The 25,904-nt window shown below is 42.3% G+C and carries 23 protein-coding genes, 1 tRNA gene, 1 pseudogene and 2 riboswitches; of the genes and pseudogenes, 19 read left to right on the plus strand and 6 right to left on the minus strand.

Annotation, left to right across the window (positions count from 1 at the left end):
* Positions 1-27: 27 nt before the first annotated feature.
* Both FAI41_04960 and FAI41_04965 read right to left on the minus strand, forming a co-directional pair.
* Positions 28-1,284 (minus strand): MFS transporter, encoded by a 1,257-nt coding sequence (locus FAI41_04960; protein QCE32999.1) that lies wholly within the window; start codon positions 1,282-1,284, stop codon positions 28-30.
* A gap of 10 nt (positions 1,285-1,294) precedes the next feature.
* Positions 1,295-1,549, minus strand: a complete 255-nt coding sequence (locus tag FAI41_04965) for a hypothetical protein (GenBank protein QCE33000.1) — start codon at positions 1,547-1,549, stop codon at positions 1,295-1,297.
* A gap of 538 nt (positions 1,550-2,087) precedes the next feature.
* Here FAI41_04965 and FAI41_04970 point away from each other — a divergent pair.
* The 13 genes from FAI41_04970 (at position 2,088) to FAI41_05030 (ending at position 14,237) form a co-directional block, all read left to right on the plus strand.
* Positions 2,088-2,627, plus strand: coding sequence for a thioredoxin family protein (locus FAI41_04970; protein ID QCE33001.1), 540 nt, complete (start codon positions 2,088-2,090; stop codon positions 2,625-2,627).
* Between the two features lie 101 nt (positions 2,628-2,728).
* Positions 2,729-3,121: a hypothetical protein gene (locus tag FAI41_04975; protein QCE33002.1), complete on the plus strand. Its 393-nt coding sequence runs from the start codon at positions 2,729-2,731 to the stop codon at positions 3,119-3,121.
* Between the two features lie 28 nt (positions 3,122-3,149).
* On the plus strand, positions 3,150-5,060 hold the full coding sequence (gene mnmG, locus FAI41_04980; protein ID QCE33003.1) for a tRNA uridine-5-carboxymethylaminomethyl(34) synthesis enzyme MnmG: 1,911 nt from the start codon (positions 3,150-3,152) through the stop codon (positions 5,058-5,060).
* Between the two features lie 9 nt (positions 5,061-5,069).
* Positions 5,070-5,714, plus strand: coding sequence for a 16S rRNA (guanine(527)-N(7))-methyltransferase RsmG (rsmG, locus tag FAI41_04985; GenBank protein QCE33004.1), 645 nt, complete (start codon positions 5,070-5,072; stop codon positions 5,712-5,714).
* A 71-nt stretch (positions 5,715-5,785) separates the two neighbouring features.
* Complete coding sequence (locus FAI41_04990; protein QCE33005.1) at positions 5,786-6,586, plus strand: ParA family protein; 801 nt, start codon at positions 5,786-5,788, stop codon at positions 6,584-6,586.
* A gap of 65 nt (positions 6,587-6,651) precedes the next feature.
* The gene (locus FAI41_04995; GenBank protein ID QCE33788.1) at positions 6,652-7,593 is read left to right on the plus strand and encodes a ParB/RepB/Spo0J family partition protein; all 942 of its coding nucleotides are present in this window, start codon (positions 6,652-6,654) and stop codon (positions 7,591-7,593) included.
* A gap of 203 nt (positions 7,594-7,796) precedes the next feature.
* Positions 7,797-8,393 (plus strand): DUF4186 domain-containing protein, encoded by a 597-nt coding sequence (locus tag FAI41_05000; GenBank protein ID QCE33006.1) that lies wholly within the window; start codon positions 7,797-7,799, stop codon positions 8,391-8,393.
* Between the two features lie 369 nt (positions 8,394-8,762).
* A tRNA-Lys gene (locus FAI41_05005) sits at positions 8,763-8,838 on the plus strand.
* A gap of 166 nt (positions 8,839-9,004) precedes the next feature.
* Positions 9,005-10,198, plus strand: a complete 1,194-nt coding sequence (locus FAI41_05010) for a glycosyltransferase family 4 protein (GenBank protein QCE33007.1) — start codon at positions 9,005-9,007, stop codon at positions 10,196-10,198.
* Positions 10,199-10,283: 85 nt separating this feature from the next.
* A riboswitch (FMN riboswitch) is annotated at positions 10,284-10,451 on the plus strand.
* A 123-nt stretch (positions 10,452-10,574) separates the two neighbouring features.
* Complete coding sequence (ribD, locus tag FAI41_05015) at positions 10,575-11,762, plus strand: bifunctional diaminohydroxyphosphoribosylaminopyrimidine deaminase/5-amino-6-(5-phosphoribosylamino)uracil reductase RibD (protein QCE33008.1); 1,188 nt, start codon at positions 10,575-10,577, stop codon at positions 11,760-11,762.
* A 1-nt stretch (position 11,763) separates the two neighbouring features.
* On the plus strand, positions 11,764-12,396 hold the full coding sequence (locus FAI41_05020) for a riboflavin synthase (protein QCE33009.1): 633 nt from the start codon (positions 11,764-11,766) through the stop codon (positions 12,394-12,396).
* A 13-nt stretch (positions 12,397-12,409) separates the two neighbouring features.
* On the plus strand, positions 12,410-13,753 hold the full coding sequence (gene ribB / locus FAI41_05025) for a 3,4-dihydroxy-2-butanone-4-phosphate synthase (protein QCE33789.1): 1,344 nt from the start codon (positions 12,410-12,412) through the stop codon (positions 13,751-13,753).
* 13 nt (positions 13,754-13,766) lie between these two features.
* Positions 13,767-14,237, plus strand: coding sequence for a 6,7-dimethyl-8-ribityllumazine synthase (locus FAI41_05030; GenBank protein QCE33010.1), 471 nt, complete (start codon positions 13,767-13,769; stop codon positions 14,235-14,237).
* A gap of 1,513 nt (positions 14,238-15,750) precedes the next feature.
* On the opposite strand, the gene FAI41_05035 is transcribed toward FAI41_05030, so the two are convergent.
* Entirely contained in the window at positions 15,751-16,758 is a 1,008-nt protein-coding gene (locus tag FAI41_05035; GenBank protein ID QCE33011.1) for a hypothetical protein, read from the minus strand.
* Between the two features lie 229 nt (positions 16,759-16,987).
* On the opposite strand from FAI41_05035, the gene FAI41_05040 reads away from it, so the two are divergent.
* Complete coding sequence (locus FAI41_05040) at positions 16,988-17,665, plus strand: ATP-dependent Clp protease proteolytic subunit (GenBank protein ID QCE33790.1); 678 nt, start codon at positions 16,988-16,990, stop codon at positions 17,663-17,665.
* Between the two features lie 143 nt (positions 17,666-17,808).
* Complete coding sequence (locus FAI41_05045; protein QCE33012.1) at positions 17,809-18,894, plus strand: ferritin-like domain-containing protein; 1,086 nt, start codon at positions 17,809-17,811, stop codon at positions 18,892-18,894.
* 279 nt (positions 18,895-19,173) lie between these two features.
* Here FAI41_05045 and FAI41_05050 read toward each other — a convergent pair whose 3' ends face one another.
* Positions 19,174-19,602, minus strand: coding sequence for a MerR family transcriptional regulator (locus FAI41_05050; GenBank protein QCE33013.1), 429 nt, complete (start codon positions 19,600-19,602; stop codon positions 19,174-19,176).
* 442 nt (positions 19,603-20,044) lie between these two features.
* Between FAI41_05050 and FAI41_05055 the strand changes: the two genes are divergently transcribed.
* On the plus strand, positions 20,045-21,364 hold the full coding sequence (locus tag FAI41_05055) for a multidrug transporter (GenBank protein ID QCE33791.1): 1,320 nt from the start codon (positions 20,045-20,047) through the stop codon (positions 21,362-21,364).
* Here the strand turns inward: FAI41_05055 and FAI41_05060 are convergent.
* Positions 21,321-22,691 (minus strand): S9 family peptidase, encoded by a 1,371-nt coding sequence (locus tag FAI41_05060; GenBank protein ID QCE33014.1) that lies wholly within the window; start codon positions 22,689-22,691, stop codon positions 21,321-21,323. The genes FAI41_05055 and FAI41_05060 overlap by 44 nt on opposite strands.
* 26 nt (positions 22,692-22,717) lie before the next feature.
* Entirely contained in the window at positions 22,718-23,305 is a 588-nt protein-coding gene (locus FAI41_05065; protein ID QCE33015.1) for a hypothetical protein, read from the minus strand.
* 493 nt (positions 23,306-23,798) lie between these two features.
* A riboswitch (FMN riboswitch) is annotated at positions 23,799-23,965 on the plus strand.
* A gap of 121 nt (positions 23,966-24,086) precedes the next feature.
* Here FAI41_05065 and FAI41_05070 point away from each other — a divergent pair.
* The 3 genes and pseudogenes from FAI41_05070 (at position 24,087) to FAI41_05080 (ending at position 25,902) form a co-directional block, all read left to right on the plus strand.
* Positions 24,087-24,770, plus strand: a complete 684-nt coding sequence (locus FAI41_05070; protein ID QCE33016.1) for a hypothetical protein — start codon at positions 24,087-24,089, stop codon at positions 24,768-24,770.
* A complete protein-coding gene (locus FAI41_05075; GenBank protein QCE33017.1) occupies positions 24,743-25,057 on the plus strand; it encodes a hypothetical protein in 315 nt (104 codons plus the stop codon). The genes FAI41_05070 and FAI41_05075 overlap by 28 nt, the downstream gene beginning before the upstream one ends.
* Before the next feature lie 212 nt (positions 25,058-25,269).
* A pseudogene (locus FAI41_05080) lies at positions 25,270-25,902 on the plus strand (riboflavin synthase).
* Positions 25,903-25,904 lie beyond the last annotated feature (2 nt).

Here is a 25,904-nt window from a genome sequence, read left to right on the forward strand (position 1 = left end):
TTTTAAACTTTTCGCTATATATCTTTATTAGAAATTTCCTTCCTTGCGCCGCTTTATCAAAACAGCGCCCATCCCACCAAGAGCCGCAACCAAAGAGCCTGCAAGAAAAACGCCCTTAAATCCGAAAGGCGTTGATAAAGCGCCTAAAGCTAAAATCCCGGTACCGCGCACACCGTCCCCTATAGCATTGCATACGCCAATCAAAATGCCTTTACTTTTAGGATGTTCTTTCGACAGACATAAAAGGGCAAAAGCCGGAAAGGCAAAAGAAAATCCAAATCCCAAAAGAAAAATACCTGTCAAAACGCAAATTTTATGGGGAAACAGCCCAATCAGCAAAAAGCCAACCACCTCTAAGAGAGCAGACAAAATAGCTGTTTTTTCACCGCCCCAGAGATCGGGAAGATGCCCTAGCAGAACCCGTGACAAAATCAATCCACCGCCGAATAAAGAAAATGGCAGCCATAAAGGTGTCCAATGATGCTCCGTGAATAAAAGAGAACCATATGTCATCACAAGACCGTGTGCCACGGCGCAGCATCCAAAACATAAGCCTGGAAACCAGACGATTCTCAAAACTTCTTTTGACGACAAGGATTTCCTTTGCGCTATCTTTTCCTGTTCTTGCACAATTTCTGTTTCTGAAAAGAGCTGATTTAAAAAGGATGATTTCCAACACCAGAAAGCCAAAGCACATGAAATAACCGCAAGGATACCACCAATCGTAAAGAAATTTAGTTTCTGATATAAAAATGTACCTGCCGGCGCTCCCAAAATTAAACCGCCAAAAACACAAAGCCCTATCCAGCCAATTGCAGCACCTGCCCCATGCCGACGTTTGGCTTTTGGCATTTTTTCTAAAGAAAAATCTCTTGGAGTCTCAGGGCTTTTTACCTTTTCGACAACTTCAACGCCGCCAGTCACAGCACCTGTAACCAGCATACTTTGCGCCCATCCTTGAAGCGCACATCCAAATGCAAGAAAAATAATGGAAAGAGAAGGTAGTTTTACAAGAAAACAGGCAAAAATATAAAAAATGCCAGCAGCAGCGGCACTAAAAGCGCCAAAACTCATGGCACGATGCGGACCACTCGAATCTGAAATACGCCCAGCATAAAAACGGGAAAACATCATCACAATAAACTGGATGGAATTAACAGCACCAGCCAGCCCGACACTATCATGAAGATTTTTATCAATAAAAAGGGGTAAAACTGGCATCACCATACCAATGAGAGAACATTGCAGCAGCGTGACCGCCATCAGCACGATTAAAACTTTCATCTTTGCTCCCCTAAAAATAATAAGAGGCGGTAATATGCCATGTTCTAGGCCTACCAAACTGACCCGAATCTTTTCCAGTGCTGTTGCCGCTTCCTACGGAAGCATTCAAAAAAATCGGATGCCCATCGCTCACATCCGTAACATTATCAACATTACGCTGAACAATTTTCGAATTTTTTTTATAAATGCAAAAATCTAAATCACCGGACTGAATTGTTATTGCAGACCGTACAAAGCCAGAGCCCCCGCAAAACGGATGCCTCAATTTATTTGCTTTCCTCATGATAATGCGCACGCACCTCTCTATTTCTATCTTCTCCACTTCGTGAAATGGAGAAATCTGCATAATCCTTAATTTCTCGGAAAATAACGAACTTTCAGCATTCTGCATTTAAACACGACAACACAAGTTTCTAAAAAAATACCCCGTGAATTGTGTTTTGTTCGACACATTTTATCTTCTTGAAAATCAGAGAATCCTTATCTGTTCTTTCCAAAAGAAATTTTTATCTTGATCCTATTTTGCGTTGGCATCTCGGCAGAAATTTTTCAGATAGGTGAAAAAATAATCAGAAGAATAGGGGAAAACAGCAATTATTTTAATATTATGAGAGCAGAGCAAATTGTTTCGTAAAAATTTAAACCCTTCCTGACCTCAAAAAATCAAAAGAAGTCTTCTTTAAAGCAAATCATTAAAAATAAAGAAGGATTAAAGCCACTCTCTGGAATTTTATTCCTACTCAAAACATGCTATTTTTATAAAAATATTCCTCCCTTTACTCTCTAATTTTTAAGATAATTTTATGCGCTCATTCTCTGCGACATTTTTTCTTTCTATTGTTTCTCTTAGTTTTTTTGCCTCTTCATCAGCGCAGGCGAGCAAAGCCCCACCCCTTAAGAACACAGATTTTACAGCCGTCCAGCATCCTTATGGCGAGGCAACAAAAGCCCCCAACGAAATTGAAAAGGCTTTTACAGAAGCGCAAAAAAGCAAGCGTCTTGTTCTCTTAGATTTTGGGGCAAACTGGTGCCCGGACTGCCGTGTTCTGGCAGGCATTTTTGAAAATCCGGAAATCGCAAAATTTATAAAGCAACATTTTGTTTTCGCCAGTGCTAATGTCGATCATCTCGACAATGAAAATATGAAGATTGCACAAGATTTGGGCGTAAATATTCAGGCTATTCCAACCGTTTTAGCCTTAACGCCAGACAAAAAACTTCTAAATACAGATGCCCTCATCGCATTGGGGGATGCCCGCAAAATGAATGCACAGCAAGTTCTTGACCTGTTACAAGTTTGGGTCGATCGTGGTGCCAAGGCAGAACAATCTAAACCCGTATAAAGCGCATCTTGCGCTTTCATTTCGCAATGAAAGCTTGTTTTACCCTAAACAAACCCTATAAATAAAGAAAACCCATCTCCTAGCGTAAAAAAGATACCCTTATGACAGCCCTTATCGTTCTGGCGATTACCCTCTTTGCGGGTCTTATTCTCTACCTCATCAATAATGTCGTGATTTCATTTAACGACCGATGCCACCAAAAATTTTATACAAAAATCCTAACCTTTAAATCCTATATTTTTGCTCTGCTCTCCCTTTTTGTGCTGGCCACCGGTGTTGATCTCGCACTCTTTCTCACCTGGCCTCATAAAGATCTTCTTTCCGGCATTTTGCTCATTCTCTTTGGTATCATCGCCTTTGTGCTTCTCGCATGGGATAATGTCCAAAAAACAAATGTGCTTTTTGCCACTATTGGAACGATTACACTCTTTCTTTTCTCACTCCTGACATTTGCCACCCTTTTAAGCTTCTTTTTTCTCGGTGCGCTGTCCTAAACGTTCTCGTGACTCGTTTGATTTTCCTATGAATTCCTCGCCTTTCAAAACACAAAAATCCCCTGACCTCTTAAAAAATTGGGATGTCATTGTTATCGGCGCAGGTCATGCTGGAACAGAGGCTGCGGCCGCTTCCGCCCGCATGGGAGCGCAAACACTCCTCATTACGGCACGTCTTAGCGATATCGGCGTGATGTCCTGCAATCCCGCCATTGGTGGCATCGGCAAGGGACATTTGGTCCGTGAAATTGATGCGCTGGACGGACTGATGGGGCGAGCCGCAGACGAAGGTGCTATCCATTTTAAACTTTTAAACCGCTCCAAAGGTGCTGCAGTACAAGGTCCAAGAGCGCAAATGGATCGTGGGCTTTATCAACAAGCTATGAAACGCTTGATCTCAGCGCAAAAAAATCTGGAAATTTTGGAAGGAATGGTTAGTTCTCTTCTTCTAAAAGAGGATCAGATCCAAGGTGTTCAACTCGAAGAAGGCACTGAAATTCAAGCAAAAACCGTTATTCTCGCTACAGGGACTTTTTTACGAGCCAAAATCTTTATCGGCTCGACAACAAAAGGGGCTGGAAGATTAGGAAAAGAATCTATCATTGAACGCCCCGCCCAAAAGCTTGGACAACAGCTTCAAGAAATTGGCCTTGAACTGGGACGCTTAAAAACAGGAACACCTGCGCGCCTTGCCAAAAGCTCCATTGACTGGGAAAATCTTCCGGAGGATCCAAGCGATGAAACACCTGAATTTTTCAGTTTTTTAACGACTAAAGCCGTCAATCCAACCCTTTCCTGCCGTATGACTCGGACGACAAAGGAAATGCACGATATTATCCGGCAGAATCTCGCTCGCTCACCTCTTTTTAGTGGCGATATTGAAGGTAGAGGCCCTCGCTACTGCCCCTCGATTGAAGATAAAGTCCTTCGTTTCGCAGAACGTGATGAACACCGTATTTTTTTAGAGCCTGAAGCACTTCCTGAAAATGAAGGTGGTAATTTAATTTATCCCAATGGGATTAGTACCTCACTGCCGCTTGATGTGCAGGAAGAAATGATTTCTGCCATTCCCGGACTGGAAAATGCAGAAATTGTTCAGCCAGGCTATGCGGTGGAATATGATTTCACCGACCCTCGCCAATTAACACCTTGGCTTGAAGTTGAAAAAATTTCAGGTCTTTATTGCGCCGGTCAAATTAACGGATCAACAGGTTATGAAGAAGCTGGGGCGCAAGGACTTGTTGCCGGATTGAATGCCGCAAGTAAAACTCAGGGAAAAGCCCCTATCCGTTTTGGGCGTGAAGAATCTTATATCGGTGTGATGCTGGACGATCTCACCTTGCAAGGAGTCAGCGAGCCTTACCGTATGCTCACCTCACGTGCAGAATACCGCCTTGCTCTGAGAGCTGATAATGCTGATTTACGCCTTACACCCAAAGGCATTAAAATTGGCTGTGTTGGATCAGAGCGTCAAACGGCATTTGAGGCCATCTCTCACGACATCGAAACCACTCTTGAACGTGCAAAAAAAGAACGTATCGCCCCACAAGATTTAAAAGATCATTCCCTTAAAATTCGAGACGATGGGCAGGGTCGAACCGTATTTGCGACAATTGCCAGTGCCCGAAAGGTTGAAACGCTTATTCCGCTCTGCCCCTGGCTTGCGGAACTTTCCCCACGGATACGTCAACATCTTGAAACAGAAGCCGTTTATGAAGGCTATTTAGAACGTCAAAAACGTGAGATTTCCCGTCTAAAAGAGGAATCCTCGATCCTTATTCCCGCACATTTTGATTATAAGCAAATCAATGGCCTCAGCAATGAAATGACAGAGCGCCTTGAAGCGGCACGTCCACGTGACTTTTCTGCGGCCTCCCGTATTCAAGGAATTACCCCTGCAGCACTTTTAGCCCTTCTCGCTTTTCTAAAAAAACGCTAAAAGATGCCCATGACCCAAACTTCCTCTTTGACTGAAACATGTGTTCCACGTGAAACAATACATGCTTTGCCTGATTTTGAACTTTCTATCGGAACCAAACAACGCTTAAAGCAGTTTGAAGAAATTACGCAGGAATGGAACAAGAAAATCAATCTTGTTTCCCATAAAGATGTCGAACATCTCTGGGAACGTCATATCAAAGATAGTTTGCGAATTGTTCCGCTTATTCCTAAAAACGTCGCTGTGAATGACCTTGGCTCTGGTGGCGGCTTCCCTGGTGTTATCATTGCCATTGCAAATGACAATCCGGTGACAATGATTGAATCTGACCAACGTAAATGTGCTTTTCTCCGGGAAGCCTCTCGCCTCTGCGGCGCAAAGACGAAAATTGTTCCTAGCCGTCTTGAAGAGGTCAAGGCACCGCCGGCCCCTGTTGTTACGGCAAGAGCCCTCGCCCCGCTCCCACGATTATTAGAGTGGGCAGCACCTTTTTTAGAGGAAGGCGGCACGTGTCTTTTCTTCAAGGGACGAAATGCGGCTGATGAAATTAAAAATTCTTATAAAGACTGGGATTTTCAGCTTGAAACCTTTCAAAAAAAAGGGGATGAAGGCGTTATTCTTAAAATCACCCATCTCCAGAGGAAAAACGGCTGAGAAAACAGCCCAACAACAAAGAAAAGATTATCGGCTGGAAAGCTGAACTAGAAAACGAAAAGGACAGAAACGTGCTTACAGATGGTTTTCCCGAAAATGCCCGCATCATTGCTATCGCCAACCAAAAAGGTGGCGTTGGAAAAACCACAACAGCTGTCAATCTTGCAGCCGCCTTGGGCAATAATATCAAAACCCTTTTGGTGGATCTTGATCCGCAAGGGAACGCCTCCACAGGCCTCGGAATTCCTTACGAAGCAAGAAATGAAGGGACTTATGCCGCTCTTGCTGGCGAAATTCCTGCCCAGCACCTGACCATGCCTACCTCTGTCTATAATCTCGATATTCTCCCGGCAAGCAATGATTTAGCCGGTACGGAAATGGCCTTGGCCAATGATGAATATCGTCTTACGCGCCTCAAAGATGCGCTGGAGCCTCTCCGGGAACATTATGGGGCGATTATTATTGATTGCCCCCCAAGTCTTGGACTTTTAACCGTCAATGCGTTAAACGCCTCTGATCGGGTGCTTGTTCCTTTACAATGTGAATTTTTTGCCCTTGAAGGCTTGGCACAACTTCTACACTCTATTGATCGCATCCAGCAAAGCATCAATCCTAGATTGGCTTTAGCCGGCATCCTTCTCACGATGTATGATCGAAGAAACCGCCTCTCAACAGAAGTTTTAGAAGAAACGAGAAGCAACTTCGGGAATCTCGTATTTCGCACCCTTGTCCCTCGAAATGTCCGTATTTCAGAGGCACAAAGTCATGGGACACCTGTCACGCTTCATGATTCATCAAGCACCGGCGCCGGTGCTTATCGCCGTCTTGCAGCAGAACTCATTGCCCGTGTAAAAGAGGATGATTTGCCATGAGCAAGAAAAAAAAGAACAATAATATTACAGATTTCAATGACGTTCCTGCAAAACATCTGCGTAAAATGACAAAAGCAAATCCAGCGGCTCTCTCGCATGCTCCAAATGCCAATCGCCCTGTTACCAGTGCGCCACCGTCCAGATTAGGACGTGGCCTTTCAATGCTCTTAGGCGATAACAGCGGAAACAAACATCATATCCCAGATATTGCTCTCGAAAAAATCATCCCCGGCCCCTTTCAGCCCCGAAAAATCATGGCAGAAGGTGAGCTCCAAAAACTTTCAGATTCCATTAAAGAAAATGGCGTTCTTCAGCCCGTTCTTGCCCGTCCACACCCGGAAAAAGCTGGTTTTTTTCAACTTATTGCCGGAGAAAGGCGTTTTAGAGCCTCGCAAAAAGCAGGCCTAAAAACCATTCCGGCGCATATCCGCCAAATGGGCGAAAAAGAAGCGCTTGCCGCTGCCTTGGTTGAAAATCTTCAAAGGTCCAATCTTAATCCAATTGAAGAGGCTGAGGGTTTAGAGCGGATGCGTGAAACCTGCAAAATGAGCCAAGCTCAAATTGCCCAAGCTGTTGGCAAATCGCGCTCCCGCATTGCGAATAATCTACGCCTTCTTTCATTACCGGAGGCTGTAAAACAGGCTCTGAGAGACGGAACGATTAGCCAAGGGCATGGTGTCGCCCTTCTCGGCTGTACACGCCCTGATGCAGCACTAAAACAAGTGCTTTCCTTACATTTAAATGTACGCCAAACAGAAGAGCTTGCCGCAAAAGGCAATTTCCCTTCAGAGACAAAAAAACTAGAAAACACCTCAATCCGACAAGCTGATCTGAAACAGCGTGCAGCGAAACTCGCCAATTCTCTTGAAAAAGGGCTCGGACTGGACAGGTTTGGTCTGAAAGCGAGCGTCCAGCTTAAACAAGAAGGCTCTAAAGGCGGCACGCTTAAACTTTCTTGGAAAAATCAAGAACAGCTCGATGCCCTTCTGAAACAACTCGGAAAATAGAGGTTTTCAGACCTTAGAATCTATTATGTTATATAGCCCACGCAAAGCTGCCAGATCGTAGCAGGCCCTTTACACGTAACAAATTCGAAACGATCTTAGAAAATTCGTTTTCAAGACCTCTTGTAAGCAGATTCCTGCACCCCATGTCGTGTAAGAAGACGGAAGGCATCTCGCCCGCCCCTTCTCGACATTGGAGAAAAACAATGGCAGCCGGCAAAAAACCAGAATCCTTTATTTCAAAAGCCCTAAAAAACAGCACAAAGTCCGACAAACCCAGTGCAACGCCAGACCTTGCCAAAGCAAAGAAAAAACAGGCCAACGCAAAAAATAAAGGGAAGACACCTCTCTTGAGAGATAGTGAGAAGCTTTTTGAAACAGCTCTGGATCGTTTGAAAAAATCAAAATTCAGAGCAAGCTTTCATCTCAGCAGAATTCTAAGAGAATATGCAGAAGAAAAAGGTCCTGCCCGCCTCCAAGAGCATGCGGCTGCTTTTATTCAAGAACGCCTTGCACCGGCCTTTATTCCCAATGATGGGAAACAAACACCCTTAAAAGGTCATCCCGTTTTTATTGCCCAGCATGCTTGTGCCTGCTGTTGTCGTGGCTGTCTCTATAAATGGTATCACATTCCTAAAAATAGAGAGCTTTCTGCAAAAGAACAGAAACAGATTATCGCCTTACTTCTCAAATGGATGAGGCAGGAAATGCAAAAAGATCTTCCCCCCTCTCTCAATCGACAAATAAAAGCTACGAAAAATAAGGCCAAATCTTCTCCTGAAAACCTGGACCTATTCAGATAATATTTTTTAAATAAAACGCCGTGCGATATCTTCTGCATCGTCAAGTCCTTTGCTGCGTACAATCTGCACGATCTGATGACAATATCGCCAAGTAAAGACTTATCCCCACCCCCCTTAAAAGAGAGCGAATCGTCTTTAAAGAAAGTTTCCACTCATTTTAGAAAAAGAAAAGTAAAATCGTTAGAACTCAAAAAAGGGCAGTAACTGGTAATCTTTTTGTTTTTAACTTTTAATGATTTGTATTTTACAGATCAAAAATTTTTATATTAAGTTGCAACTTAAAAAATATCTGCTAAAATAAAAGAAGCTTGAGGGAGATTTTTTGGCATTTCCCCCACCCCCGCCAAAAAATCTGCTCTCAAGCTGCGTGGGCACATAGCTCAGTTGGTAGAGCAGCTGACTCTTAATCAGCGGGTCCAAGGTTCGAACCCTTGTGTGCCCACCACGACTAAAAATGATATTTCCTCCCAGAAATTTAATTGCATTTTTTTCCTACAATCATGCTAAAGATAAAAGTCTGATTTTAGGAAAAATAGCATTATATTTTGGAAAATCTATTATTTTCCAAGTTTTATCTTGATGAAAATATTTGTGGGCGGTTCTTTATTGCAATGAAAATTCACTATCTCATTTCTTCTCTCGAAGATAGCGAGGCTATTCGTGCGTTGCCAGCCATTTGCAAAATCTTTTATGAACTTGGTCATGAGATCTCTCTTTATATCCTTTCGCCACCATCTGATTATTTACCTCATGAATTGCGCACGTCACTCCTTGAAGGTTTGACAAATATTTATTGCAAACATTTATTTGAGACCAAAAAAAATCTATTCGCCTGCTGTAATGCTGTCACAGGAATTTTACGCCGTAATCCACCGGATTTCTTAATAACCTCTCAGAAAATGGCAACCATAGCAGGGCAAATCTCAGGGCATTTTCTTAATATTCCTGTTGTCAGCTGGAAACACGGTACCGATGATGAAAAATTCTTTCAAACCAGACAGCGTTTCAGCCGTTTTTGGATTGCTGACTCTTCGGCAACACGCCTCTATCTGCAAAAAAAGATAAAAATTCCAAGTGATAATATTTTCACATGGCCAACATATCAGCCCCCAAGAACTTTGCTTTGGTCTGCTGAAAAAAGAGAGTATTGGCGTGGTACAGAAGCGCTGCGCTTGGGCTTTCTAGCTTCGGATCACAATAAGAAAAGCAAAACCTGCCTTATTAAAGCGCTCTCTTTACTCAAAAAAAATCACCCTAATCTTTCTCAAGAAATTTCTCTTTTAATTGCCTATGATCCCGCCGCATCAAACTATCGCAGAACCCTTAAAAAACCGGGACTTTCAGGCCGATACTCCCGAAATCTTGCCAAATTAAGAGATCTCCATATAGAAGAAATTCAGGGAAATTTAACCACTTTTTATCTTCATGCGGATATTTTGGTGCAACCCGCTTACACATTGGAAGAGCCCCTTCACCTCTATGAAGCCATGACTGCCGGCATGCCTGTCATTACCTCACCCTTTCCAGAAATGAACCGGGCTTTGAATGGTGGACGAAATGGCACGCTACTTTCAAAAACGTCGCCTGCCTTATTAGCTGAAGCCATTCATTTTTATTTAAAAACACCTGATCTTATACGTAAAAAAGGTCAGAATGCCCATTCTTGGATTAAAATGACCTATAATCGTCAGAATTTTGTCGAAACTGGTAAAGAAATTATCCAAAAAATGGAAGAGATTCTTCTTGCCGAAAAACAGCAAAAATTAACCAGCGCCGTGCCTAGCCTAACATTTAACAAAAATTAGAAGCGCATCCTGAAAAAACCCTAAAAAAATCACTTGCATTTAAGGGGTATTTTCTTGTTAGATATGTGGCAGAAATGCAATCAGGCGGCATTCTCGGGGCGGGGTGAAATTCCCTACCGGCGGTAATGGCAAAGACCTCCCTCTTTTCCAAAGCCCGCGAGCGCTGTTTATCAACATCTAGCGATAAACAGGTCAAGCAGAGCTGGTGTGATTCCAGCGCCGACGGTCATAGTCCGGAAGAGAGAGAATATCGCGAAACATTAGGCACATGATCTCTGTCTTTATGCAGGCAAAGGTTATGGGTTTTCTGTTTCGCCCTTCTTTTTCCCCCTTGAAAAGTTAGATTATTTTAAGGGTTATAAAGAAAGGCGTTATTTTGATAGAGCAAAATTCAGGCAATGCGCCGACCTCTTTAGAGGATCTAAACGCAAAGAAAAAATTAAAACGCGCTTTTCGCCAAGCCATCCGCATGGCAACGAGAAGATTTGGCGCAACATGGCCTAATCCCCCTGTTGGTTGTGCGATTTTAGACAAAGAAGGCAACATTCTCTCTCTTGCAGCGCACTGTAGTGCCGGTGACGCACATGCCGAAATCCTTGCTCTCGAAACACTTAATCGCTGGGGGTTAAAAGAAAAAGCGGCCTCTCTTCTCGTGACGTTGGAGCCCTGCAATCATCATGGAAAAACACCGCCCTGTGTTGAGGCGCTTTTAAAAACAGATATTCCTGAAATTTGGATTGGCGCGACAGACCCGAATGCAACAGCCTCCGGTGGTACCGAACATCTCGAACAGGCAGGAAAAAAAGTTTTTCGTCTTTGGGAAAGCAAAGACCCTGATTTTCAAGACCTCATTGAAGATTGCCAAGCACTCATTACGCCCTTTTCCACACGCCTCTCCAAAAAAAGACCTTGGATTATTCTCAAGCAGGCTCTGGATGAAGAAGGCAGCATGATTCCACCGAAAGGCACAAAAACCTTCACTTCAAAAGCTTCTTTAGAAATTGCGCATCTCCTACGCCGCTCCTGCGGTGGAATCATTACAGGTAGGGGGACGATTTTAGCAGATCAGCCGCTTTTCACTATTCGCCATGTTACTGAGTTTGAAAATAGCCCTGAACGCTGGATTATCGCCTGCGGGCAACAACCAATTCCCGTTACATGGGTTGAAGAACGTGAAAAAGCAGGTTTCCATTTCCTGCATGTTGCAACTCCTGAAGAAGCTGTTGAAGCTCTTGCAAAAGCAGGCGTTGAAATGGCGCTTATCGAAGCTGGCCCCCAACTTTTACAAGCTTTTAAAGATTTAGGTTTTGTTGATGAAGCTTTAAAAATTCATAAAGGGTCAAAAGTAGATTATTTGGAATGGGAAAAGCAAAGTGGCTCCCCCTCTCCCCTCTTGCTTCTGGAGAAATATAGCCCTGACTGGCCCAAACATTTACCGCTTATCAAGCAAAAATCCTTAACCATTTGCCCAGAAGTTTTTAAATCCGCACATTTTCGCCACGAAAAAAAGGAAGGCTTCCTCCGCCTTAAAAATATCTTTTCTAAATTTATAAGAAGAAATTAAAATGTTCTCAGGTATTATCACCCATATTGGTCACGTTGAGAAAGTAGAAAAAGACGCAACAGCCTTACGCCTTACCCTGCAAACAGGTATGACGGATTTAGAAGAAGGAGAAAGCGTTGCTGTTAACGGGGTCTGCCTGACAGTGGAAACCCGAAACGAAACAGGAAAGGCGACTTTCTTTCTCAGTTCAGAAACACTTGACCGCTCTTCCTTAGGGCGCTTAACAACAGATTCCAAAGTTAATCTTGAACGGGCTTTGGCTGTTAATGCCCGCCTCTCAGGTCATATCGTTCAAGGCCATGTCGATGGCAAAGCAACGCTTATCCATATGTCGAAAATCAACGAGGCTCATGAGATTAAGCTCTTTATCCCTCAAGATCTTCGCCGTTATTTTGTGCCAAAAGGTTCTGTTTGCCTTGATGGCGTCAGTCTTACGATTAACCAGATAGAAGATCGCCAAACCTATAAAAACCAAGAGGGATTTTACCTCTCCATTATGCTTGTCCCCCATACATGGGAACATACCGCTTTTCATATGTTGAAAATTTTTGATGAAATGAATGTCGAAACCGACATTATCGGCCGTTATGTGGAAACAATGCTGCTTTTTCCACCGGAACGTCATGCCCAATAAAGAAGATTTTAAAATGTGCAGCACAACACAAAACCCATCCAAAAAAAAACTTTCAAATCTCAAAGAAGAGATTTATCGCGCGGTTCAGGCCATTAAAACTAGAAAAATGGTCATCATGACCGATGATGAAGATCGGGAAAATGAGGGCGATCTTGTCATTGCGGCGCAATTTGCAACACCACAAGCCATTAACTTTATGACACGCCAAGCTTGCGGTCTTATTTGCCTCTCCCTCTCTCCCAATCAAATTGATCGACTTAAATTACCGCCGATGACTTTAGAAAATAAAAGTCAGCATGAAACGCCTTTTACTGTCAGTATTGAAGCAGCAAGCGGTGTGACAACAGGGATTTCCGCCTTTGATCGTTCCCACACGATCCGTGTTGCAGCTTCTCCTGATGCAAAGCCTGAAGAAATCGTCAGTCCTGGACATATTTTTCCTTTAAGGGCACATCCCAAAGGCGTTTTAGGACGCAATGGCCATACCGAAGGGGCGCTTGATCTCGTAAAACTTGCAGGGCTTGGTGAAGGTGCGGTGATCTGTGAAATCATGGCAAAGGATGGCACAATGATGCGAGGCGCAGAACTCAAAGAATATGCACAGCGCCACCATTTCCCCATGATTTCGATTAAAAACTTAATAACGTGGATTTCCGAACACGGCACACAAGCACTGGAAAATTTCGAAAGTGAACAAGAAGAAATCCCTTCCAGTTGCATCTGCACGGCTTCTGCAGAAATGCCGGATCTTTACGCTGGATCAGATCTCAAAATTCATGTTTTCCGTTTTCCAAACAGCTTAAACCCAAACAAAGAAATAGAACAGATTGCCCTTGTTAAAGGCGATCTCAGTGAAGGTACGCCGCTCGTGCGCCTGCATTCTGCTTGCTTAACAGGGGATGCTCTCGGTTCCCTGCGCTGTGACTGCGGCCCACAACTGCAAGAAGCCCTACGCCGGATTAAAGCAGCACCATCAGGTGCCCTCATCTATCTTCGAGATCATGAAGGAAGAGGGATTGGTCTAGAGGCAAAAATTAAAGCCTATGCGCTGCAAGATAAGGGACTAGATACCGTTGCGGCCAATGAGGCGCTGGGCTATCCGGCTGACCTGCGAGATTTTTCCCAAGGTATCGAAATTTTAAAAACACTTGGCGCAAAATCTGTTCGTCTTATGACCAACAATCCACGGAAAATCGCTGCTTTAGAAAAAGCCGGCTTAAAAATTGAATCGCAGGAAAGACTTGAGCTCCCAACACAGGAATTTAATCGCTTTTACTTAGAAACAAAGAAAAAGCGTCTCGGCCACGCCCTAGAGCTTCCCAAAAACGCATCGCCCTCAACCCTCGACATCCTTTAATGAAAGATTTTTTATGAGTTTACGTCCTGTCTCAACCAATATGGTTCCAAAATTTACAAATGCCCCAAAAATTGCCGTCATTGTCAGCCAGTTTAATGAAGAAGTCACCAATGGCCTTTTGGAAGGAGCTCAAGCCCTTTTAAAAGAGAATAACCTTCCCAATGCAGAACTTTTCAAAGCACCTGGTGCATTTGAATTGCCTTTAATTGCCAGAGCTCTCGCCAAATCCGGAAAATATGAAGGTGTTGTCGCCCTTGGCTGTGTGATTAAAGGAGACACAGCACATTTTGAATATATTTCAGGCGAAGCTGCCCGTGGCATGATGGCGGTACAGCTTGAAACGGGTATTCCTGCTTCTTTTGGGATCTTAACAGTCTATTCACAAAAAGAAGCTTTGGTTCGTTCCGCAAAGGATGAATCAAATAAAGGACGTGAAGCCATGCTTGCCTGCCTTCAGACAATTAAAACATTAAGAAAAATTTAATTTTGCTTTTTAACAACACATAGCCTCATGTTATGTTTTTTTGACGCACATAAAGAAAATTAAAACTTAGGCTGTCAGTCTCTCTCTGGCAGCCTAAAATCTTTCTGAGGCGTAAATTTTAAGCATTACCTGCCACATTCTCTTTTAAGAGAGTCCGGACTTTAAGAATGCGCACAAAAAAGAAAAGGGATGTAGATAAAATTGCTCTGGAATCTCTGATATTTTTTCCCGATTCTCTTAAAACCCCCGAAAACCCTAAACGACAGCGATTTTTCCGTCCCCGGCAAACCTGTGGATAACTTTGTGGAAGACTCTGGGACGAATCTTTGGACAAATCTTTAGAAAGAGGAGATTCCTCTAGAAAAGTTAAAATAATTAAAAATCACTGAGCTTGGGCACAAGTAAAAAATGGGAAAAAGCGTCAAGGCACAAAAAGTAAAAAAAAATTAGAAAATTTTCTTTTACAGAAATGTGACATATTAGACTCCTTGAATCTCTGGGCTTATTGAAAAAAAGTAACAGTTTTAAAAAAATTTCAACAAAATAAAAAAACCGCAGAAAACTAGCTTTTTTAAAAGCATACAAAATGCGCAAAAGAAAAATACGTCTTGCTAAAATTTTCTCATGCAATATGTTTAATTTCTGAAAGTCTTCGGAAAGGCTTTATTAGGGATGGGGATTCCTTCTTAAAATTTAGACGGCTTACAAAAGTTCTTTTGCATTTTTATATTAAAAAATGTCGAAAATCTTTTCTGCCTCTCTTTATCCTTTTTCTTTGATCCCAAAGAAAGAAGAAACCTGTGGATAACTTTGTGGAAGACTCTGGGACGAATCTTTGGACGAATCTATAACAGAGGGAGTTTTCTCGGAAGAATGGCAATTTATCCAAATTTTCTGAGCTTGGGCACAACCGACGTCAAAAAAAACACGTCAACCCTAAAAAATGATAAATACTTAGACAATTTAGAGGTACTTTATCTTGCCATTCCTAAAAATATGGGGCTAACTTTTTCTAAAGCCTTCCTAAGATGAATAAAATAACCTTAGATTCTTCATAACCCCAAAAATCACACGCGTACTTAAGTACAGGTTTTTACACCTCCTAAAGAGGAACAATACGATCCCTATCGTTTTCTATTTTAGCGATAATTTTGTACCTTAATGCTTACATGGCGATGTTTTCAGATTTAAACCGCTGCCTGCCAAATGTGAAACGTGCCTTTTATGGTATGCAGGGCGGCGATCCCTAAGAGAATTTAAAACATGGACAGCGCCTTTTTAACATCCGCAAGATGGCTTAAATTTCTTAAATCGAAAAAATTATAAACCTCTGATGATTCAGAATATCCAACAATGCTTTCAATGAGAGTCAAAGTAGGACGTAAATAATTTCTATCTAACGAAAAAACAATCGAATAAGCCCCGATCGGATTATTTAAGGCGAGATAGCAGCAAATAATCACCCAATATAGAGTTAAAAAAATAAGCTCTTAATTTTAAAGCATTTAAAAAACTAATGTCCTTTTACAGCGCCTTGTTTAAGATAGCGTTCAGGCTTTTTCGGCTCCAAAGTAATGCGGGCACTATCGCCAATCGGTTCGCCTTTCAAGGAAATATCTCTTGGATTTACCCCCATTTGTATCAAATGATTACCAACCGCCTGTGCACGTAAAAGGCCAAAGGCAACCTCTCTTGCCTGATCTTCTGGATCAAGACTTGCATCTGCGGCCAAAGCATTCCCAAAACCTGTGATAATATAGCGTGACTTTGTCGCTCTAGCCTTTTGCATGGCATCTTGAAGATGCCCTATCTCTTTATTGCCAATTTCATCTGTCAAAGGTTTAAAATGAATTAAAATTCCCTCAGGCTCTGAAAAGTTAATATCCGGTTGAATATCCTTTCCGCCTTTTGGAATATCAAATCCCGGATAATGCTGATCTTTTGGTACTTTTTCGACAACAGGCAAACGGGAAACAGGAATGTCGGCGTGACTGTTGGGATGATAAATCACCTTTGGTAAGCCATGATGGTCAATCAGATCACTGCCATCCTTCTCCGGCTGAGGTGCAAGATCTTCCGGCAAAGGCTCTTCGAGTTCTTTTTGGGGAGGAGGCGTCTGTGTTTTAGCATTATCTACCATCACCATATTCCCGGCCAAATCGGAAAGTGGGGGTGGCGGCGCAAGTTTTGGCCATTTCAAATCCCCTGTGACCGCTGCGTGACGTTGTGCCCAGTTGCGATCCGCTTCCAATTTTTCGGTCATAGCCAATTGTGCCTGACGGGTCGGAAATTCTGGATTTTCCTTTGGAACATCTCCCACAAAAGGATAAGCACCGTGCGTTCCGGGAGCAGGCGGCAAAAGACCCGACCCCGTTCCACCTCGCATATTGTGGATAAAATCCGTTACCACATCCAGGGGGCCTCGATGATAACATCCCGACATCACGAGCGGGAAAGAAATTAAAAAAAGCCGATAAGCATATAAACTTCTTTTTGGCGTTTGACTGGCCTGCTTTTTCAAAGATATTTTCCCAAAAATTTTCACTGAAAGCGCTCTTTTCCTTGGTATCTTTAAATAATAATAAGAACAAGCATTTATCTCTGAAACAGCCAGAGGATTAAAAGGTGCAAATTATCTCTAAATACCTATATAATAAAAGAACTGATTGATTTTTGAGCCTTTTGCCTCTTCCTGAACAAGACCTAACTTTTTCTTAGGAATTTAAGGATCTGTATATTAAATGACGATGATGATAAAAAACGAAACTTCTCTTTATTCAGACGCTTCTTTGGAAACATCTGCCTTTTCAACATCTGATTGCCCAGATGGCTGTTCAGGAGAGGACGCTGAAAAAGATAAGAAAAACACACCTGCCAATCCAGAAATCGCTTCGATTTTATTCGAAAAACGCAAAGTTCTGATTTTTGGCCAAATTGACGATAAAATTGCCCGTGAAGTCACAGCACGTCTTCTCGCTCTAAGTCAAAAACCCGGTGAACCGATTGATATCTATGTCAATTCGCCTGGTGGTCATGTGGAAAGCGGTGATACCATTCACGACATGATCCGTTTTGTCGGTGCAATCTGCCCCATCAATATGATTGGCACAGGCTGGGTCGCCTCCGCTGGTGCCCTTATTTATGCGGCTGGGGAACCGGAACGCCGTGTTTGCCTACCGAATACACGTTTTCTGCTCCATCAGCCAATGGGCGGTGTTCAAGGGCAAGCAACAGATATTGATATTGAAGCACGTGAAATTATTAAAATGCGTGAACGTCTCAACCGTATCTTTGCCAAAGCAACCGGGCAAGATTATGAAAAAATTGCCAAAGACACAAACCGCAATTATTGGATGTCTGGAAAAGAAGCCATTGCTTATGGCTTGGTAAAAAAGATTATTTGTTCCCCTAAAGAAATTGAAGCGTAAGCTTCGAAAAAAAATTAGGAAATAGGACCAAAGAGGGGGTTAAATACCCCCTTTAAAATGTTTAACAATCAAAGACAGCACGATAAATTAAACGATTTCCCTCTCTTAAATAATAAAATAACTGCCTCAACGGGAGCATTGTGATGTCAGATTTAAAAATGGAAAAAGGCATTTTTTCTAAAGAAGAGTACGGCACATTTAACCATTCAAACGAAGAGATTAGCCGAAAACGTTTGGAAGCACTCTGCAAAAATTATCCCCCGCCTTCAACAAACAGTAAGCTAAGTGTTGAAGAGGCAGATTATCGTGCCCGTCATTGGCAAAGCCCTAAAACTGGCAAAATTGAAATTGGCAGTGACACCCATAAAAAAGCCATTGCGGACATGTTTCGTGAAACTTTTAACCCGTATAAACCCTCCATTATTGCTTGGCCTGAGCTGGATGCAGAATCCCTTGCTAAAGTCACCTCTTTACCCATCTGGGATATTGCCGTTCATACAGAAGGGCGCGCCCGTCTGCGTATGGCTGCCTATGCAGAGCTTTTGGAAGATCCTGATTTACAAGATGCCATTGCCCGAAATGCGTGGGAAGAAGATCGTCACAAAACGGTTCTGGCAGATATGGTCACATATTACGGGATCAAACTGGGTATTGAGCCGCCTTATGAAATGCCCAAAGATGCCGAATGGACTTATTTGGTAACAGGTTTTTCTGAATGTTGGGACAGTTTCTTTGCCTTTGGACTTTTTGAAACAGCAAAAGATTCTGGTCTTTTTCCGTTTGCTTTAACAGAGGTTTTTGAACCTGTGATGCAAGAGGAAACCCGTCACATTCTTCTTTTTGCCAACTGGATTGCCTATCATCGCAAACATCTTTCTTTATCTGCTCGTTTAAAGTTTGAAATCAAAGTTCTTGGTGTCCTATTCTATCTTTTTTATGAACGTCTCAGTCTCGTAAGAACTTTGGATGAAGATGGCGAAGAACATACAGAGGATTTTAACTTTACCGTTCGTGGTGCAGAATCTGTTACCGATAAAAAATTCGATTTTATTAAATTTATGCGGCTCTGCCTCTCTGAAAATGAACGTCGTTTTGCAGGCTATGATAAACGTCTTTTGCGTCCTAAGCTCGCCCCTTGGGCAGCAAAACGTGCTATCGAAGCCGTCAGCACATGGAAACAACTTAAATGGGAAGTGACAAGCCTCTTTCCTAAGGCGAAAAACGCTTAACTGCTTTTCAATGCTCTACTTTATAAAGTAGAGCATTTTACACTTTAAACTTTATAAAAAATCAGGAAGAAGCCTCCCAAAGATGAGGTCGCTAGAGAAGTAGATTATCTTTAAAGACGCTGGAAAATGTTAGGAAATTTCTTAAGCAAGCTTCTTATCAAACTATTCGAGGACTATTCCTGGATACAGAATTAAAAAATAGCGATCAAATATCATCGGCACCTTTCGAGTGCGTGAATATGCCGTCTCTGCTAAGATGTAGAAAATTATAAAACCTCATTAAAATATTTCGCCATTCAGCGCATCAATAATCCCGCAACCTGAGATTTTACCATTTGGGCATTGTTTTATAAGCGCTTTTAGATTTTTTTCTAAAGCTTGCAGCTCTTTGAGCTTATTTTCAACTTCTTTAAGCTGTTCTTGAGCAATTTGACGCACTTTTGTACGGCAAACCGCTGTTTCTGATTCCAAACCAAGTAAAGCCTTGATCGTTTCGATATGAAAGCCAAGTTTTCTTGCCCTACGAATAAAACTCAAACGTTGAAAATGTGCTTTCCCATAAAGACGGTAATTCCCTTCAGAACGTGGCGGCTTAGGCAATAAAGCAATCTTTTCATAATAACGGATCGTTTCAACTTTTGTATCGGTCAATTTTGCCAAACAACCAATAGAAATACTTTTTTCTTCTGAAAAATTTTCTTTTTTCATCTAATGATTCCTTATTGACCCTGTAGTCACTACAAGGATTATATTCTTCTCAACACTTAAAAATAAAGCTTTTTCTCTTTAATGATTTTTAAGTGAATTTTTGAATAGGAAATGATCATGACAGAAGTAAAACAAAAATCATGCAATTGTGGTTGCAGCGCGAACTGCTCTGGTGGTGCGGAATGTAAATGTGGCCCCAACTGTAATTGCGGTCCAGATTGCAGCTGTGGCTGCCGTAAAAAATAAAAGCAAAAGCTTTTTAGTATGCTTTTTGAAGAAACCTCTGCTTTTCAGTGGAAAAACAGAGGTTTTTTATGACTTCTCTACTTACAGAAAATAAAAAAAAAGCTACTATAAACCTCTTTTCTTTCTTTCTGATTTCATTTGATTTATGGCTCGATCCTCGTCTTCTAAACGCTCTCGCCCAGCCCCTGCGCGCTTTGTGAGCGGTAATATTGCCAAACATGTCTTTGTCATGGCTGGCACGGGAAGCATCGGGCTTATCGCCATTTTTATGGTGGATTTGCTGAATTTCTTTTATATTTCAGCCCTTAAAAACCCTTCTTATACGGCCGCCGTTGCTTTTGCAGGATCATTAGGATTTATCCTCTCCGCTATTTCAATCGGAAGCTCCATCGGGATCTCTGCTACCGTATCACGCCTTATCGGCGCAAAAAAACGTGGCAAAGCCAGACGCTACGCTGCCACTTTTCTAGCCGTTATGTTGTGTATCGCAACCCTTCTCGCCGCTTTAAACTTTATCTTTTCCCGCCAGCTCGTCTCTCTCATTGGCGGAAAGGGCGAAGCCTTGGAGGGGGCCGTTCTTTTTCTACGTATTCTTGCGCCAGCCTTCCCTCTTCTTTGCCTTGTAATGGCTATTTCTGGCCTCTTACGTTCTCTTGGTGAGGCCAATGCCGCCATGCGTGTGACGTTAAGTGGCGCAGTATGTGCGGCCGTTTTAGATCCTATTTTTATTTTTGGATTAGATCTTGGTTTAACAGGCGCAGCACTTGGCACAATCTTTTCCCGCATTCTCATTTGCGCAAATGGATGGTATCAGCTGAGCAAGCACGATATTTTAGCATTTCCCCGTTTAAAAGAAATTAAACCCGCCTTAAAAGCCATCGCACCAATTGCACTCCCTGCCATTGCGACCAATCTTGCGACCCCCGTCGGTAACTTATTTGTCACCCGTACCATGTCCCATTTCGGGAATGATGCCATTTCTGCATTATCGGTAATTGAGCGCTCTGTTCCTATTTGTTTTGCCTTTATTTTTGCCCTCACAGGCTCTATTGGCCCTATTATTGCACAAAATTTTGGCGCCCGTATTTTTGAACGGGTTAAAGAGACCTACCGCTGGGCGCTTCGTTTCACATTAGGCTGCGTTGCACTAATTTGGCTGATTTTTTTCCTTAACCAAAATCTCTTGATTAAACTTTTTCATATTCAAGGAATTGGTATACCGATCATACATTTTTTCTGCGATTATCTCGTTGAAGGCTATGCCTTTCTTGGTCTGCTTTTTGTTTCAAATACCGCTTTTAATAATTTGGGATTTGCCTTTTACTCTACCTTTTTTAATTGGGGACGCGCCACTTTAGGAACGATCCCCTTTGTATTAATTGGATTTTACTGGGGACCTGAAGGAATTTTAACCGGTATGACAGCCGGCATGGCGCTTTTTGGCACACTCGCTTATTTCAAAGCCAAAAACGTCATTCACAATCTGCATCTTCGCTTTCCTGAAGCGCTTGCTTAAAGACTTTTTGATAAAAATGCCTTTCCCGATCAAGCGCATCCATAATGATTTCAGGATCTCTAAAACCGTGACCTGCCTCTGGATAAAGATGAAATTGCGCCTTAGGAAGTTGTGCAGCCAAACGCTGTGCTTGCGTTACGGGCACAACCCGATCCTGGCCGCCATGTAAAAATAAAACAGGCGCCTGCAAGCGCTCTGGCCATGAAAGAGGGGATCTCTTTTTGTAAATTGCCTTCTTTTCTGGATATTTTCCAACAAGTTTCTCAACATAATGCGCTTCAAAACGTGGACCACCACCAACCAATGCGGAAAGATCTGTAACACCATAAAGGCTACAAGCTGCTTTAAAAGGGGAATTTTCAAGACTTAAAGCCGCCAAAGCCGTTAAACCACCGGCACTGCTTCCTCGAATGACACATCTTTGTGAATCTGCAAGATTTTGGTCGAGAAGAGATTGAGTGGCCAAGCAGCAATCTTTAACGTCTAAAACACCCCACTCGCCATTCAAAGCTTCACGATAAGCCCGTCCATATCCGGCAGAACCACGATAATCCACCTCTAAAACAGCAAAACCACGACTTGTCCAATATTGAATTCTTAAATCCAAAGCACCTTGCGCAGAACCTGTTGGCCCGCCATGAACTTTTACAATCAAAGGGGGTTTATTTTCCCGTAGAAGCGTTTTACTTGCCGCAGGATAATAGAGCACTCTTAAAGGCGAAAAAGCGTCTAAAAGAGGTATTTCGATCATTTGTGGTGTTGAAAGTTCTTTTCTCGAAAAATTTTTTGGAAAATTCCAAGCACTTCGGATCGTTTTTTTCTTTTCAATTTTTCCCTTTTCAGAAAAGGAAAATGTTAAAATTGAGGCTGGTAGATCTGCGGCTGCATTTAAACAGCAAAAATCCCCATTTTTAAGCGGTTCAGGAATAAAACTAGGAAAAATAGATGTGATTTCCTGCCAGCCATGTCTTTTTTCAAAATGCCATATTTTTCCAACGCCTTGCGAAAGGGAACGCCCTAAAAATTCATCTTCTGCTAAAATATGAAGGGAATTTTGAGACAACTGCCATGCAGGCATCCCGATTTCCGCCGGGCAAGAGGGGAAGTCTTTTCGTTTTATTTTTAAATCTTCTTTTGTTTTTGAAAACTCAAAAGAAACAGGATTCCAAGCTCCCTGCTTATCTGAAAGCGCATATAATTTTAAATGATTTTCATCCCAGTGGGGTTCCATTAAGCTTTCCTGAAACCTATCTCCTGCGACAGAAATGATTTTCGTCTTAGAATTTCCCAAAGACAATATTTTCAATTCTGTTGCCGTCCAAGGCATTTGATCTGTTTGCCATTCAATGAAAGCTAAATATTGACCGTCTTTTGAAGGGCGAGGAGCGGCAAAAAACCTTCGCCTGAAATGAGAATTTTTTCTTTTATTTCTCCCGCTTTTGCCAGCGGAAAATAAACAATTTCATTTTTTTCAACGCCGTTTGAAAAACGGCTTTCTTTAAGAGAAAAAACTCCTTTTTTTGCAAAATCAATTGCAAAATCAGCATAAAAAACGGTTTTATTTTCGGAGACTTTTTTCCTCAGCTGAATTTCTTCATTTTTTTCATTCTTTTCAGGGAAGAAGGAAGACTGCCAGACACCACCTCTTTTTACATCTGCATAAATAAAAATAAAACATTCTTTCTCTACATGCCAAAATCCTGCCCAGGAGCCACCGCCATATTCATTTACCTTAGACCCAATGTCGGCATTTTCCGGAGATAAAATACATACTGTTAACGATTTTGCCTCTTTGGAGAGGTCGCACCCAAATAATTTTCGTTTTCCCTGAGATTCAGAAGAATGTTCAAGCCAAATGACCCAATTTTCAATCGTTTTTAATTCTGAAAATTGTCGTGTTTTGCCCTTTATTAAATCAGATGTAACCCAAGAATGAGACATAAAAATCCTGCTTTTCCGTGTTTTTCTTTATTTTTTTAAAAATAACAGTTTTTTCATTTTGTGACTTCCTCTAAAGATATTTAGAGAATGTTAACAGCATAAAATGACACTAAATTAGTTTTACGGGAGAAATATTCTGCATTTACATCTGCCTAATTTAAGTGCTCTTCTCCAGCCTTATTTTGGAAAATTATGGTTATTTGGTTGTTGGGATTATCATTTTTTTAGAAAGCATTGGCTTGCCTCTTCCAGCAGAAACGCTTGTCATTGCCATCTCTCTTTATGCGGCGATAACCCATAGTCTTAACATTTTTATTATTGCTCTTTTAACGAGGAAGAGATTCTTCTTGCCGAAAAACAGCAAAAATTAACCAGCGCCGTGCCTAGCCTAACATTTAACAAAATTAGAAGCGCATCCTGAAAAAACCCTAAAAAAATCACTTGCATTTAAGGGGTATTTTCTTGTTAGATATGTGGCAGAAATGCAATCAGGCGGCATTCTCGGGGCGGGTGAAATTCCCTACCGGCGGTAATGGCAAAGACCTCCCTCTTTTCCAAAGCCCGCGAGCGCTGTTTATCAACATCTAGCGATAAACAGGTCAAGCAGAGCTGGTGTGATTCCAGCGCCGACGGTCATAGTCCGGAAGAGAGAGAATATCGCGAAACATTAGGCACATGATCTCTGTCTTTATGCAGGCAAAGGTTATGGGTTTCTGTTTCGCCCTTCTTTTTCCCCTTGAAAAGTTAGATTATTTTAAGGGTTATAAAGAAAGGCGTTATTTTGATAGAGCAAAATTCAGGCAATGCGCCGACCTCTTTAGAGGATCTAAACGCAAAGAAAAAATTAAAACGCGCTTTTCGCCAAGCCATCCGCATGGCAACGAGAAGATTTGGCGCAACATGGCCTAATCCCCCTGTTGGTTGTGCGATTTTAGACAAAGAAGGCAACATTCTCTCTCTTGCAGCGCACTGTAGTGCCGGTGACGCACATGCCGAAATCCTTGCTCTCGAAACACTTAATCGCTGGGGGTTAAAAGAAAAAGCGGCCTCTCTTCTCGTGACGTTGGAGCCCTGCAATCATCATGGAAAAACACCGCCCTGTGTTGAGGCGCTTTTAAAAACAGATATTCCTGAAATTTGGATTGGCGCGACAGACCCGAATGCAACAGCCTCCGGTGGTACCGAACATCTCGAACAGGCAGGAAAAAAAGTTTTTCGTCTTTGGGAAAGCAAAGACCCTGATTTTCAAGACCTCATTGAAGATTGCCAAGCACTCATTACGCCCTTTTCCACACGCCTCTCCAAAAAAAGACCTTGGATTATTCTCAAGCAGGCTCTGGATGAAGAAGGCAGCATGATTCCACCGAAAGGCACAAAAACCTTCACTTCAAAAGCTTCTTTAGAAATTGCGCATCTCCTACGCCGCTCCTGCGGTGAATCATTACAGGTAGGGGGACGATTTTAGCAGATCAGCCGCTTTTCACTATTCGCCATGTTACTGAGTTTGAAAATAGCCCTGAACGCTGGATTATCGCTGCGGGCAACAACCAATTCCCGTTACATGGGTTGAAGAACGTGAAAAAGCAGGTTTCCATTTCCTGCATGTTGGCAACTCCTGAAGAAGCTGTTGAAGCTCTTGCAAAAGCAGGCGTTGAAATGGCGCTTATCGAAGCTGGCCCCCAACTTTTACAAGCTTTTAAAGATTTAGGTTTTGTTGATGAAGCTTTAAAATTCATAAAGGGTCAAAAGTAGATTATTTGGAATGGGAAAAGCAAAGTGGCTCCTCTCCCTCTTGCTTCTGGAGAAATATAGCCCTGACTGGCCCAAACATTTACCCGCTTATCAAGCAAAAATCCTTAACCATTTGCCCAGAAGTTTTTAAATCCGCACATTTTCGCCACGAAAAAAGGAAGGCTTCCTCCGCCTTAAAAATATCTTTTCTAAATTTATAAGAAGAAATTAAAATGTTCTCAGGTATTATCACCCATATTGGTCACGTTGAGAAAGTAGAAAAAGACGCAACAGCCTTACGCCTTACCCTGCAAACAGGTATGACGGATTTAGAAGAAGGAGAAAGCGTTGCTGTTAACGGGGTCTGCCTGACAGTGGAAACCCGAAACGAAACAGGAAAGGCGACTTTCTTTCTCAGTTCAGAAACACTTGACCGCTCTTCCTTAGGGCGCTTAACAACAGATTCCCAAAGTTAATCTTGAACGGGCTTTGGCTGTTAATGCCCGCCTCTCAGGTCATATCGTTCAAGGCCATGTCGATGGCAAAGCAACGCTTATCCATATGTCGAAAATCAACGAGGCTCATGAGATTAAGCTCTTTATCCCTCAAGATCTTCGCCGTTATTTTGTGCCAAAAGGTTCTGTTTGCCTTGATGGCGTCAGTCTTACGATTAACCAGATAGAAGATCGCCAAACCTATAAAAACCAAGAGGGATTTTACCTCTCCATTATGCTTGTCCCCATACATGGGAACATACCGCTTTTCATATGTTGAAAATTTTTGATGAAATGAATGTCGAAACCGACATTATCGGCCGTTATGTGGAAACAATGCTGCTTTTTCCACCGGAACGTCATGCCCAATAAAG

The sequence above is a fragment of the Acetobacteraceae bacterium genome (assembly GCA_004843165.1).
Classification (GTDB): domain Bacteria; phylum Pseudomonadota; class Alphaproteobacteria; order Acetobacterales; family Acetobacteraceae.